Raw genomic sequence first — 13,561 nt, forward strand, 5'->3', positions numbered from 1 at the left:
TATGTACATTACACGATTGTAATGAATTTGTTTCTTAAGGTGTGCTAGATTCATTTCATTGTAAGTGGATGAACCAGTAATTTAATTTAAATCGGTTCTCGAATTCTGTCAGTAACCATACTTTAAATAAGGGAATGCGCATGCTGTTGAAAACGTCTCGACGAACTTTCCTGAAGGGGTTAACCCTCTCTGGCGTAGCCGGAAGTCTTGGCGTATGGAGTTTCAATGCGCGTTCCAGTCTGAGCCTGCCAGTTGCCGCATCCCTGCAGGGTACTCAGTTTGACCTGACCATTGGTGAAACGGCCGTCAATATCACGGGCAGTGAGCGTCAGGCCAAAACAATCAATGGAGGCCTGCCGGGGCCCGTTCTTCGCTGGAAAGAAGGTGACACCATTACCCTGAAGGTCAAAAACCGTCTTAATGAACAGACGTCCATTCACTGGCACGGCATTATTCTTCCGGCCAATATGGATGGTGTTCCGGGGCTGAGTTTTATGGGCATAGAGCCTGATGATACCTACGTTTACACCTTTAAGGTTAAGCAGAACGGGACTTACTGGTACCACAGCCATTCCGGTCTGCAGGAACAGGAGGGGGTATACGGTGCCATTATCATCGATGCCAGGGAGCCAGAACCGTTTGCTTACGATCGTGAGCATGTGGTCATGTTGTCTGACTGGACCGATGAAAATCCTCACAGCCTGCTGAAAAAATTAAAAAAACAGTCGGATTACTACAATTTCAATAAACCAACCGTTGGCTCTTTTTTCCGCGACGTGAATACCAGGGGGCTGTCAGCCACCATTGCCGATCGGAAAATGTGGGCTGAAATGAAAATGAATCCGACTGACCTCGCGGATGTCAGTGGCTACACCTACACCTATCTCATGAACGGGCAGGCCCCGCTGAAAAACTGGACCGGACTGTTCCGTCCCGGTGAAAAGATACGCTTACGGTTTATCAACGGCTCGGCAATGACCTATTTCGATATCCGTATCCCCGGGCTGAAAATGACGGTCGTGGCTGCAGATGGCCAGTATGTAAACCCGGTTACCGTTGACGAATTCAGGATTGCCGTTGCCGAAACCTATGATGTCATTGTGGAGCCTCAGGGTGAGGCCTATACCATCTTCGCACAATCCATGGACAGGACCGGTTACGCTCGAGGGACACTGGCCACGAGAGAGGGGTTAAGTGCTGCCGTTCCCCCCCTCGATCCTCGTCCTCTGTTGACCATGGAAGATATGGGTATGGGGGGAATGGGACATGATATGGCAAGAATGGACCACAGCCAGATGGGAGGCATGGATAACAGCGGAGAGATGATGTCTATGGACGGTGCTGACCTTCCGGATAGCGGGACATCCTCCGCGCCCATGGATCACAGCAGCATGGCCGGTATGGATCATTCCCGGATGGCCGGAATGCCGGGTATGCAAAGTCATCCTGCGTCAGAAACGGATAACCCACTGGTTGATATGCAGGCGATGAGCGTCTCTCCGAAATTAAATGATCCGGGTATTGGTCTTCGAAATAACGGAAGAAAGGTTCTCACGTACGCGGATTTGAAAAGCCGCTTTGAGGATCCTGACGGACGTGAACCTAGCCGTACCATAGAACTGCATTTAACCGGCCACATGGAAAAGTTTGCCTGGTCATTTAACGGAATCAAGTTTTCAGATGCCGCACCGGTGCTGCTGAAATACGGTGAGCGGCTCAGGATCACGCTGATCAACGATACCATGATGACTCACCCCATTCACCTGCATGGTATGTGGAGCGATCTGGAAGATGAAAACGGTAATTTCATGGTTCGTAAACACACAATAGATGTTCCCCCTGGTACAAAACGCAGTTACAGAGTGACAGCAGATGCGCTTGGCCGCTGGGCGTATCACTGCCATTTGCTCTATCACATGGAAATGGGAATGTTTCGTGAAGTCCGGGTGGAGGAATGATGCGAATGAAGAGAAATTTGAAGGCCATACCTGTTCTGGTCGCCTGTTTGTTTACCTCACAGCTTTCTATTGCGGCGGGCTCCGTCTCTGCAGATCCCCACGCCGGGCACGACATGTCTGCCATGCAGATGCCAGCAGATGAGAATTTCACTGAGATGACGTCAATGGAGCCCATTGTAACTGAGAGCAGAACGCCAATTCCGCCTGTTACCGATGCCGACCGGAAGGCTGCATTCGGCAATTTACAGGGGCATGCGATTCACGACAGTGCGATTAATTATCTGGTTCTGCTGGATCAACTGGAATGGCAACGGTCGGATAACACCAACAATTTCAGCTGGAGTGTTAACAGCTGGATTGGAGGCGACACAGATCGGATTTGGCTAAAGAGTGAAGGTGAACGAAGCAATGGGGAAACGGAGGCGGCTGAAGCGCAGTTACTCTGGGGACATGCGGTTGGCCCATGGTGGGATTTGGTTGCGGGTGTCAGGCAGGATTTCAGACCTGCTTCTGCCCGGACCTGGGCTGCTGTCGGTTTTCAGGGGCTGGCACTCTATAATTTTGAGTCTGAAATTACGGGTTTTGTCAGTAATGGCGGAAAAGCAGCCCTTCGTCTGGGAGGAGAATACGACGTTTTACTGACTAACCGGCTCATACTCCAGCCATCCTATGAGGTGAATTTCTACAGTCAGGATGATGAATCGCGGGGTCGCGGCAGGGGACTGACTGACACAGAGCTGGGGCTCCGGCTGCGCTATGAAATACGCCGTGAGTTTGCACCCTATATAGGCGTTTCCTGGAATCAACTTTACGGGAAAACATCCGATATGGCGAAAAGAGAAGGTGAGAAAGACCATCAGGTAGTATTCCTGGCGGGAGCCAGAATCTGGTTTTAACGCACTGATATAAAACACTCAACTAAACAGGTAAATAAAATGTCGATTTTAAATAAAGCCATTCTTACAGGTGGCCTCGTTATGGGCGTTGCTTTCTCTGCTATGGCCCATCCGGAATTAAAAAGCTCTGTGCCACAGGCTGATTCAGCCGTAGCGGCCCCGGAAAAGATTCAGCTTAATTTCTCGGAAAATCTGACCGTGAAATTCTCAGGTGCAAAATTAACGATGACGGGTATGAAAGGCATGTCATCACATTCTCCGATGCCGGTCGCGGCAAAAGTGGCGCCAGGCGCTGACCCTAAATCGATGGTCATTATTCCGCGAGAGCCTTTACCCGCTGGCACTTATCGTGTTGACTGGCGCGCGGTTTCTTCAGATACGCACCCTATTACCGGTAATTACACCTTTACAGTGAAGTAATATTATGAACGACCTGATTATGATTGTTATTCGTTTTCTTCTTTATCTGGATTTGATGGTAATATTTGGATTGCCATTTTTTCAGATATATGGAATAAGCGGTGTCAGACATGAAACCTATAACCTGACTAATTTCAGGTCGTTTATAACCTTTGCTGTTGTTACAGGCATCATTCTTACTGGCATTAATATGCTCCTGGTATCTAATGCCATGAGTGGAGTAACTGACCTCAGAGAATTATCCATCCATGTTATCGAGATGGTGATAGAAGAAACTGATGTGGGTATTAGCTGGATTGTCAGGCTCTGTGCCCTGTTTACCACACTCGGTACTTTGTTCCTTTACACTAATAAGAGAGTATTGTCCTGCCTGCTGATGACGATGAGTGGGGGCGTGGCGCTGGCTACACTTGCCTGGGGAGGACACGCCGTTATGCATGACGGTCTGCATTACTATCTCCATTTACTGAGCGATCTGACCCATCTCGGCGCTGCAGGTGCCTGGACAGGTGCTCTGGTTGCATTTGCTATCCTGCTGATGCGCAGAAACGAGCATAATGCACAGAGCGTCATTGTGATATCTGACTCCCTGGCAAAATTTGCCACGGCAGGAACGGTGATTGTTGTAGCCCTGATCCTGAGTGCGCTGGTCAACTATCTGTATATTGCTGAGGGTAACTTAACTCCCTTATTCAACAGTTCCTGGGGGAGGATATTGCTTGCCAAGACGGCTCTGTTTGTTCTGATGCTTCTTCTGGCTGCAGCAAACCGGTTTCACCTGGGTCCCCGGCTTGAAGTTATGGTCAGGGAAGGGAATTATGATCGCAGCGTTGCCCTGATGCGAAACAGCATCCTGACAGAATTCGTTGTTGCGATTATCATTCTGGGCGCCGTAGCGTGGCTCGGAATGCTTGCTCCGTCTCAGGTCAGCTAGGGGACAGCCAAAGCTCATGCGTGAGATTTTTACTTTCATATCAGCGAGTTGACCATGCAGCGTATTTTAATCGTTGAAGACGAACAAAAAACAGGTCGTTACCTGCAGCAGGGACTGGTTGAGGAAGGCTATCAGGCCGATCTCTTTAATAATGGCCGCGATGGTCTCGGGGCCGCGTCGAAGGGACAGTATGATTTGATAATACTGGACGTGATGCTGCCTTTCCTCGACGGGTGGCAAATCATCAGCGCACTGAGGGAGTCCGGGCACGAAGAACCGGTCCTGTTTTTAACCGCAAAGGACAACGTGCGGGACAAAGTGAAAGGACTGGAGCTTGGCGCAGATGACTACCTGATTAAGCCCTTTGATTTTACGGAGCTGGTTGCACGTGTAAGAACCCTACTGCGCCGGGCACGCTCGCAGGCCGCAACAGTCTGCACCATCGCCGATATGACCGTTGATATGGTGCGCCGGACCGTGATCCGTTCGGGGAAGAAGATCCATCTCACCGGTAAAGAATACGTTCTGCTTGAGTTGCTGCTGCAACGCACCGGAGAAGTGTTACCCAGGAGTCTTATCTCGTCCCTGGTCTGGAACATGAATTTTGACAGTGATACGAATGTGATTGATGTCGCCGTGAGACGTCTGAGAAGTAAAATTGATGATGACTTTGAGCCAAAACTGATCCATACCGTTCGCGGTGCCGGATATGTCCTGGAGATCAGAGAAGAGTGAGGTTCAAAATTTCCCTGACCACACGCCTGAGCCTGATTTTTTCTGCGGTGATGCTTACGGTATGGTGGTTATCAAGTTTTATCCTGATTAGCACCCTTAATGGCTATTTCGATAATCAGGACCGCGATTTTCTGACAGGTAAACTTCAGCTCACCGAAGAGTTTCTTAAAACAGAGACGTTCAGGAACAAAACGGATATTAAGTCATTATCAGAAAAAATAAACGATGCGATGGTGGGGCACAATGGCTTATTCATTTCTATAAAAAACATGGAAAATGAAAAAATTGTTGAACTCTATGCCAAAAATTCTGTTGTTCCAGCGGTCCTGCTTAATAAGTCGGGTGATATTCTCGACTATATGATCCAGACGGAAGAAAATAACACCGTGTACCGCAGTATCTCGCGGCGGGTTGCCGTGACGCCGGAACAGGGTAAAAGCAAACATGTCATCATTACGGTTGCCACGGATACTGGGTATCACACCCTGTTTATGGACAAACTCAGTACTTGGCTGTTCTGGTTCAATATCGGTCTGGTCTTTATTTCTGTTTTTCTGGGCTGGCTGACCACACGTATTGGTCTGAAACCGCTACGGGAAATGACCAGTCTGGCTTCCTCCATGACCGTACACAGCCTGGATCAGCGTCTAAATCCCGATCTGGCTCCGCCGGAAATCTCTGAGACCATGCAGGAGTTCAATAATATGTTTGATCGCCTGGAGGGGGCATTCCGGAAACTGTCAGATTTCTCGTCTGACATCGCGCATGAGCTGCGCACACCAGTCAGTAATCTGATGATGCAGACGCAGTTTGCACTGGCTAAGGAAAGGGATGTTTCGCATTACCGCGAAATTTTATTCGCTAACCTGGAAGAACTGAAAAGGTTGTCACGAATGACCAGTGACATGCTTTTTCTGGCACGTTCAGAGCATGGTCTGCTGCGGCTGGATAAACATGATGTGGATCTGGCAGTCGAACTGAATGAATTACGTGAGTTGTTCGAGCCCCTGGCAGACGAAACAGGAAAGACAATCACGGTTGAAGGAGAGGGCGTTGTTGCCGGAGACAGCGATATGCTCCGACGTGCTTTCAGTAACCTGCTTTCCAATGCAATCAAGTATTCTCCCGATAACACCTGTACAGCGATACACCTTGAGCGTGACAGTGACTGTGTGAACGTGATGATTACGAATACGATGTCCGGCCAGGTTCCCGCTAATCTGGAACGTTTGTTTGACCGGTTCTATCGCGCAGACTCATCAAGGTTCTACAACACGGAAGGCGCGGGGCTGGGATTATCAATTACAAGGTCGATCATTCATGCTCACGGCGGCGAGCTGTCAGCAGAACAGCAGGGGCGTGAAATTGTGTTCAAAGTGCGCCTGTTAATGGATTAATCCCGTTGTTCAGGAGAAACCTGGAAGGTGACAAAATTGTCATCATTCAGTCACGCGATAAACAGAGGCGGTTTTTTATAATTATTCATAAATCAGGAGCAGCGTGATAACACAATCACCTGGTTCCTGGAGTGATGATTAACCCGCCCTGAGATCAACTGCTTTCTCTGTTATAAGCCATTGATTGTTTGGGTATGTAAACACCGGAGACCCAACCATGAAAAAGATTCTCGTATCATTTGTTGCCATTATGGCTGCCGCTTCATCTGCCATGGCTGCAGAGACAATGAACATGCATGACCAGGTAAATAATGCACAGGCACCTGCCCACCAGATGCAGTCATCTGCTGAAAAAAGTGCAATTCAGGGAGACAGCATGACAATGATGGATATGAGCAGTCACGATCAGGCCGCAATGTCCCATGACATGATGCAAAACAGCAATTCTGCTGCCCACCAGGACATGGCTGAAATGCATAAAAAAATGATGAAAGCTAAACCCGGAGCTACCAACGAAACAGCAAAGTCATTTTCTGAAATGAGCGAGCATGAGAAGGCCGCAGCTGTACATGAGAAGGCGAATAATGGTCAGTCTTCCGTTGTTCACCAGCAGCAGGCTGATAAGCATCGCAGTCAGATCACCCAGAATTAACCCGCAGCTCCACTTGTTAGACCCTCATTTGACGCCGAAGTCACTGGCTTACGCTCCCGTCCGGGAGCGTTTTTTTTTCCCATATATCAAACTTTAACTCTGAAGAGGTGGAAGTATCTGACCAACACTGTCACGTAACGCCAGATAACTACAAAAACACCTTTTTCCTCCTGTAAATTGCAGTTCCTGCAAGAACATCAAGGCATAATGTTGGAACAGCGTGTGATACACACTTAGCATTATGTTTTGTATGTGTTTTTTTTAAAACTTTACAACTTTAAAGTCTTTTTCAGGTTAAAGGATACAACTTTAATGTCTCTACACAGGTATCTGGTGAGTGAATTTGTTTACCTCTGTTACAAGGAACTGACTCAGGCATGCGTTTCTTAACTCCGGGAATGATAAGATAAATCAGTTAAAAATCGTACACAGAAGGGAACGGGATGCACATGGTTATTCCTGAGGTAAAACAGGAGCGGCTCTATCAAAAGATAGCCAATCTCATCATTAAGCTCATCAACGATAGTATTTTTCCGCCGGGAAGCTTCTTGCCCCCTGAACGTGAACTGGCGAAGCAACTTGGCGTGAGTCGGGCATCGCTCAGAGAAGCGTTGATTGTGCTTGAGATCTCAGGGTGGATCACCATCCAGTCCGGTAATGGCGTGATTGTTACTGATAAAAAGCATTCTGCCAGTGATTATACGGTTGAAGAAATCCTCTATTCACGTGAGTTAGTCGACAGCCATTGTGCGCGTCTTGCTGCCCAGGCCGGGAAAGATGAGCTAATTAGCCAGCTTGAAGCGCTGCACCTCAGCATGGAAAAAGCCATTAGTGAAAACAATGTCCACGGTTTTTACTCTCTCGATAAGCTATTCCATTTAACGGTATCTGAAGCCAGTCAGAACCGCGTTTTGCTCGATATGTCGCGTATGTTGTGGGAGCAACGCGTTAACATCCCGTATGCCGGACTGGACAAACGCTCCGGCAACCGGGATGTGTTAACCAGTATGAATCAGCAACATAAAGCAATTGTGGATGCGATTCGCCAGGCGGATGCTGACGGTGCTTATCAAAAATCTCTGGAACATCTGGCTTACGTCAGGCAGATCGTGGGTCTTTGAAACAATAAGCGTTAATAACTCAGAGCGGCTACCGCTGCACGCGCGCCTAAGCTGTGCAATTGCTGACAGGCAGCGGTGACATGCTCAACAAAGTCGGTGTTATCGCGCAGATCCCGCCCAAAGATGGTGTCAATTGCCAGTAGTGCCCTGACACGCTCCCCAGTTGATGGATAGTGCTGATAAATAGCCCTAAACTGTTCCGCCAAAGGATCGACCACTTCAATTGGATTGCCTTTTTCATCTATACCACTGACGTAGCGTATCCAGCCTGCAACGCCCAGAGCCAGGCGACGGTAGTTGTCTCCTTGTTCAAGATGAAGCCGAATGGGGTCCAGCAAGCGTTGCGGTAATTTCTGACTGCCATCCATAGCAATTTGCCAGGTTCGGTGCTTCAACGATGGATTGCTAAACCTTGCGATCAGCAACTCCGCATAACCTGCCAGGTCTGTACCTTCAGGCATCGACAGCGTTGGAGCCTGTTCATCAAGCATTAACGCCAGCGCAGCGTTGCGATACGCCGGGTTTGTCATCGTATCGGCAATCGTCTCGTAGCCACCCAGATAACCAAGGTATGCGAGGAAAGAGTGACTGCCGTTGAGCATACGCAGCTTCATCATTTCAAACGGCACTACATCTTCCACAAACTGCGCGCCAACCCGATCCCAGTCCGGACGACCATTAACAAAGTTATCTTCGATAACCCACTGGCGGAACGGCTCGCAGGCAATGGCACAGGGATCGTACACGCCAAGCTGCCCGGCGATTTGCGCTAATGCCTCATCCGTTGCCGCTGGGACAATGCGGTCCACCATCGTACAAGGAAACGTAACATGCGCGGCTATCCAATCGGCCAGTTGCGGGTCGCGGGTCGCTGCCAGCCCCAGGACAGCTGCTTTCGCGACATGGCCGTTCTCTCGCACGTTGTCGCAGGAAAGCACGGTAAAGGCCTTTAATCCCTGCTTGCGACGCAATGCCAGAGCTTCGACAATATAGCCAATCGCCGATTTTGGTGACTGCGGGTTTACAATGTCATGCTGGATAAACGGGTGATTCAGATCCAGTTCGCCGCTGGCGGGATCGGTACAATAACCTTTCTCGGTAATCGTCAGTGAAACAATGGCGGTTTCCGGGCGCGCCATTGCGCGGATAATTGCATCTCCGCCATCGAATTCTGGATGCAGAGCTTCGTTCATCGAACCGATGATTTTAAGTTCTGTATTTTGCGCCCCACGCTCGGCAACGGTATAAAGCAGATCCTGCGCCTTTAGATTTTGAATTAGCGTGGCATCGTTTCCGGGCATCAGGTTAACCTCGCAGATACCCCAGTCGCTATCGCTGCTTTCCAGCAGATGATGGGTATAAAGTGCCTGGTGGGCTCGGTGAAAGGCCCCGCAGCCAAGATGTACGATTCGAGAAACCAGGCGTGAACGATCCCAGCATGGGCGCGGGGTGGAAATCTGAGCGTTGGCGAGATTTTGTTCCATGACAACCTCCTGTCATTGAAGATCTTCTTTGATGATGTGCTATCAAAGACCGGTCCTGACGGAATGAAAAACCGCATAGCGATGGACACCATGCGGCAATAATCTGATTAACTGAAAAAGGCGCGCCGGATAGCCAGCTCAACACCACGTACTTCAGCCAGACCTTTCAGACGCCCAATAGCGGAATAACCGGGATTGGTTTTCTTTTTCAGATCGTCAAGCATCTGGTGACCATGGTCTGGTCGCATGGGGATCAAGACGGCGTTACCATCATTTTTACGGCGCTCTTCTTCTTCGACTATCGCTTTCACCACGTTGTACATATCGACATCACCGGAAAGATGTGCCGCTTCATGGAAGGTTTTGGGATTATCTTCGCGTTGCGTGGAGCGCAGATGGGTAAAGTAAATCCGTGGGCCGAACTGTTTAATCATATCTACCAGATCGTTGTCTGCGCGCACCCCATAAGAGCCTGTACACATTGTGAAGCCATTCGCCATACTGTTGACGGTTTCCACCATCCACTGCATATCTTCGATGGTGGAGACAATACGCGGCAGACCAAGAATTGGGCGCGGCGGATCGTCTGGGTGCACGGCCATGCGTACGCCAACCTCTTCCGCAACCGGGATGATAGCCCGCAGGAAAAAGGCAAAGTGCTCGCGCAGGGCCGCTTTGTCGATATTTTGATAAGTCGCCAGGTGGCTACGGAATTGGTCCAACGTGTAACCTTCTTCGGCGCCTGGCAGACCGGCAATAATGTTTCGTGTCAGCCGCGCCTTGTCCTCTTCGCTCATGGTGGCGAAACGCTCACCCGCTTGAGCTATCTCATCCGTGGTGTAATCTGCTTCGGCTCCCGGACGTTTGAGAATATGCAGCTCAAAGGCGGCAAACTCAATCTGGTCAAAGCGCAGGGCTTTTGAGCCATCGGGCAATTCATATTCCAGATCTGTGCGCGTCCAGTCCAGAACCGGCATGAAGTTGTAACACACGGTATAGATGCCACATTGGGCAAGATTACGCAGCGTCTGCTGATAATTGCTAATCCAGAGATCGTATTGCCCCGTATGGGTCTTGATATCTTCATGAATCGGCACGCTTTCCACGACGGACCAGACCAGACCGGCTTTCTCTACGATCTCTTTGCGTTTGAGAATTTCTTCTACGGACCAGATTTCACCGTTTGAAATATGATGAAGCGCTGTTACTACGCCGGTTGCTCCGGCCTGACGAACATCGGACAACGACACGGGATCGTTCGGGCCATACCAACGCCAGGTTTGTTCCATTGTTTTATCTCCTGGGAAAATTAATGAAAGGTCGCATTGATCTTCAGATAGCGTTCCGGGTATTGATCGAGTTCTTTTACAGCGGCAGGAACCTCATCAATACTCACTACTTTGCTGACAACATCCGCAGGATTGATGTTCAGCGTTGCAAGCATCTGTAACGCTTCTTCAAACTCGCCTGCGCTGGTGCGGGATCCGCGAAGATCCAGTTCCTTAAACGTGATCAGATTGGTGGGTAACGATGTTTCCTGTTTTGGCCAGCCGGTGAAGGCAATACGACCAGCAAAAGAGGCCAGATCCAGCGTTTCGCGAATCGCGCTGTTAGCGCCAGAGGCTTCAACCACGACCTGGGCCATCGTGCCCTGCGTAATATCTTTTATCGCGTCAACAACCTGCGTATTCGAGGGATTGATAACGTACGGGACGCCTAGCGATTTGGCATACTGGAGTCTTTCTTCCACGATATCGATCAGGATAGGTGTCGCGCCATAACGTAATGCGCTCAGTGCCGCCATCAGACCTATCGCACCCGCCCCAATGATGGCGATATGTTCCCCTGCGGTGAGTTTGGCCCGATGTAGCGCATGTAGCGCAATGGTCAGCGGTTCTGCCAGCGGAGCCATCTCGGAGGCTACGTCATCAGGGATTTTGTGAATCAAATGCGCAGGGTGAGCAACCACCTCCTGCATTGCACCATCAATATGTACGCCAATTACTTTTAGATTCTCACAACAATTTGTTCTGCCTACCGAGCAGGGATAACAGTGACCACAATAGATATAAGGGTCAACAATTACGCGGTCTCCTTCTTTTATGTTGGCCGGCATACCATTGCCTTCTTTAATAACAACGCCGGTAACTTCGTGGCCAATAATACGTGGGTAGGTTACTAAAGGATTAGTTCCGCGAAATGCACCAATATCAGAACCACATATTCCGGCAGCATCAACTTTAATCAGCACTTCATTATCTTTCTTTTCAGGATAATCAACCCAGCGGGTTTCAATTTCACCGGGTTTATTGATGTAAACAGCTTTGACTTTCATTTTCTTTCAATCCTTTATTTTTGACAAATACGAATACCAGGCAGCTGGAAACAATCGCAATAGCACCAGCAAGATAGAATGCGTAATCATATTTACCGCTGAACTGAACGATGAATCCGGTGACCAGCGGGCCAATAATCCCGGAAATATTCGCTAGCCCATGCATGGCTCCGCCGACGCTACCAACTTTATCTTTATGCACTACATCCTGAATAACAGCCCAGTAAATTGGCCCGGTCAGATACAGCAGGAAGAGCGAGACAGACATCAGTCCAACGGCGCTGCTGATGGTGGTGACTGTGCCTGAAACACCAACACAAATCGCCGCACCAGCCAGGCACACGCCGAGAATAAGACGTCGAGAAAGCAGGGCATTTCCTGTAACGCGATAGATAAAATCAGAACATACGCCGCCCAGAACCATACCGATTGCGCCTATCACCCACGGGATCACGGTTGCAATACTAATTTCTTTAATATCAAGATGTAATGAGTGATTCAGGTAGCTTGGAAACCATGTCAGGAAGAAAAAGAGTATGTAGTTATAGCTAAAGAAGGCCAGCGTCGTTGCCCACACCATCGGCTGTTTCATGTAGTAGCCAAGAGAAGGCATTGCTTTACCGTCATCCGCTAAAATAATGTCGTCATGGTTTTCAAAATCGACACGCTCTTCCGGGGCAAGGTGTTTACTTTTGGAGGGTTTATCACTGGCGATGAAGTACCAGAGAATGACCCAGGCTAAACCAAACAGGAAAATAATCCCAAATGCCGGACGCCAGCCTAATGAAAGTGCCAACAGGCCAACGACCGGACCAGAAATTGCACCACCTAACGGTGAACCGGCGCTAAAAATACCAATCGCAGTGGCTGATTCTTTACGCGAAATCCAGTTATTGATGATTTTATTGCCGGCTGCGCTAACTGGTCCTTCGGCCATGCCAAATAATACGCGTACGGCCAGCATAGTCCATAAACCGGTAACTAAACTGGTCATCCCACAAAATACTGACCAAAGTAATGCGGCGACCAAAAATACTGTCTTAGGACCAAACTTGTCGCTGGCCCAGCCACCGATAAAGTTAAACAGTGCGTAGCCAACAAAGAATGCGCTGAAAATCATACCCATTTCAGCGGCATTAAATCCTAATTCCTTTTCAATGAGTGGAGCGGTGATCGACAATGCTGAACGATCCATATAGTTAAGCATGTAAACTATAAATAGAAGAAAAACGATAAGCCATCCCATTGTTTTTCTTTTCATGATATATCCTCTTATTGTGGTCTAGCGGCCTGACCACAATATTTAAATCCTATTTTAAGATCACCATCATTTTGATGTGAATGTGATCGACATAACGAAAATCAATGTGGAAAATAACGATAAGTAAAGAGAGTTAATCGTAATCTAATGAATTTAAATGACTTTATTTGTACCTTGGTAATTTGTGATAGATCTAATCGTATACTCAAGTCTATTTATTGCGGGTTTGCATTAACGATGCGCCGAGGAAACGACGTATGTTCAGCATAGGTCTGGTATTAGCGCTGAGGGGATGTCCAGCCATCGCATAGAGGCATGCAGGCATCAGCCAGAAATGCCACGGCAAACGTTGTTAATGTAATCATTTG

General features: G+C 48.7%; 12 protein-coding genes. 8 read left to right on the top strand and 4 right to left on the bottom strand.

The window, feature by feature from the left end; translation table 11 throughout:
* The first annotated feature begins 140 nt into the window (after nucleotides 1-140).
* From pcoA to OGX92_RS07685, 8 genes are all read left to right on the top strand, one after another.
* A complete protein-coding gene (gene pcoA, locus OGX92_RS07650; RefSeq protein WP_058661226.1) occupies nucleotides 141-1,958 on the top strand; it encodes a multicopper oxidase PcoA in 1,818 nt (605 codons plus the stop codon).
* A gap of 5 nt (nucleotides 1,959-1,963) precedes the next feature.
* On the top strand, nucleotides 1,964-2,854 hold the full coding sequence (pcoB, locus tag OGX92_RS07655; RefSeq protein WP_072252507.1) for a copper resistance outer membrane transporter PcoB: 891 nt from the start codon (nucleotides 1,964-1,966) through the stop codon (nucleotides 2,852-2,854).
* Nucleotides 2,855-2,893: 39 nt separating this feature from the next.
* Nucleotides 2,894-3,274 carry a copper resistance system metallochaperone PcoC gene (gene pcoC, locus OGX92_RS07660; protein WP_000025662.1) on the top strand — a complete coding sequence of 127 codons (381 nt, stop codon included), beginning with the start codon at nucleotides 2,894-2,896 and terminating at the stop codon, nucleotides 3,272-3,274.
* Nucleotides 3,275-3,329: 55 nt separating this feature from the next.
* Nucleotides 3,330-4,208, top strand: a complete 879-nt coding sequence (pcoD, locus tag OGX92_RS07665) for a copper resistance inner membrane protein PcoD (protein WP_332144961.1) — start codon at nucleotides 3,330-3,332, stop codon at nucleotides 4,206-4,208.
* A gap of 54 nt (nucleotides 4,209-4,262) precedes the next feature.
* Nucleotides 4,263-4,943, top strand: a complete 681-nt coding sequence (gene pcoR / locus OGX92_RS07670; protein ID WP_001188930.1) for a copper response regulator transcription factor PcoR — start codon at nucleotides 4,263-4,265, stop codon at nucleotides 4,941-4,943.
* Nucleotides 4,940-6,340 (top strand): copper resistance membrane spanning protein PcoS, encoded by a 1,401-nt coding sequence (gene pcoS, locus OGX92_RS07675; RefSeq protein WP_286586402.1) that lies wholly within the window; start codon nucleotides 4,940-4,942, stop codon nucleotides 6,338-6,340. The genes pcoR and pcoS overlap by 4 nt, the downstream gene beginning before the upstream one ends.
* 217 nt (nucleotides 6,341-6,557) lie before the next feature.
* Nucleotides 6,558-6,992: a copper resistance system metallochaperone PcoE gene (pcoE, locus tag OGX92_RS07680; protein WP_000723069.1), complete on the top strand. Its 435-nt coding sequence runs from the start codon at nucleotides 6,558-6,560 to the stop codon at nucleotides 6,990-6,992.
* A gap of 443 nt (nucleotides 6,993-7,435) precedes the next feature.
* On the top strand, nucleotides 7,436-8,113 hold the full coding sequence (locus OGX92_RS07685; protein WP_003827476.1) for a FadR/GntR family transcriptional regulator: 678 nt from the start codon (nucleotides 7,436-7,438) through the stop codon (nucleotides 8,111-8,113).
* 11 nt (nucleotides 8,114-8,124) lie between these two features.
* On the opposite strand, the gene OGX92_RS07690 is transcribed toward OGX92_RS07685, so the two are convergent.
* The 4 genes from OGX92_RS07690 to OGX92_RS07705 form a co-directional block, all read right to left on the bottom strand.
* A complete protein-coding gene (locus OGX92_RS07690; RefSeq protein ID WP_193134819.1) occupies nucleotides 8,125-9,597 on the bottom strand; it encodes a fructuronate reductase in 1,473 nt (490 codons plus the stop codon).
* A gap of 107 nt (nucleotides 9,598-9,704) precedes the next feature.
* Nucleotides 9,705-10,886 carry a mannonate dehydratase gene (uxuA, locus tag OGX92_RS07695; protein ID WP_286586403.1) on the bottom strand — a complete coding sequence of 394 codons (1,182 nt, stop codon included), beginning with the start codon at nucleotides 10,884-10,886 and terminating at the stop codon, nucleotides 9,705-9,707.
* 20 nt (nucleotides 10,887-10,906) lie between these two features.
* Nucleotides 10,907-11,932, bottom strand: coding sequence for a zinc-binding dehydrogenase (locus OGX92_RS07700; RefSeq protein ID WP_003827481.1), 1,026 nt, complete (start codon nucleotides 11,930-11,932; stop codon nucleotides 10,907-10,909).
* Complete coding sequence (locus tag OGX92_RS07705) at nucleotides 11,904-13,193, bottom strand: MFS transporter (RefSeq protein WP_063941413.1); 1,290 nt, start codon at nucleotides 13,191-13,193, stop codon at nucleotides 11,904-11,906. Before OGX92_RS07705 ends, OGX92_RS07700 begins: the two co-directional genes overlap by 29 nt.
* Between the last annotated feature and the right edge of the window lie 368 nt (nucleotides 13,194-13,561).

Origin of the sequence: Citrobacter sp. Cpo089 (assembly GCF_030332695.1) — a bacterium.
Taxonomy (GTDB): Bacteria; Pseudomonadota; Gammaproteobacteria; order Enterobacterales; family Enterobacteriaceae; genus Citrobacter; species Citrobacter portucalensis.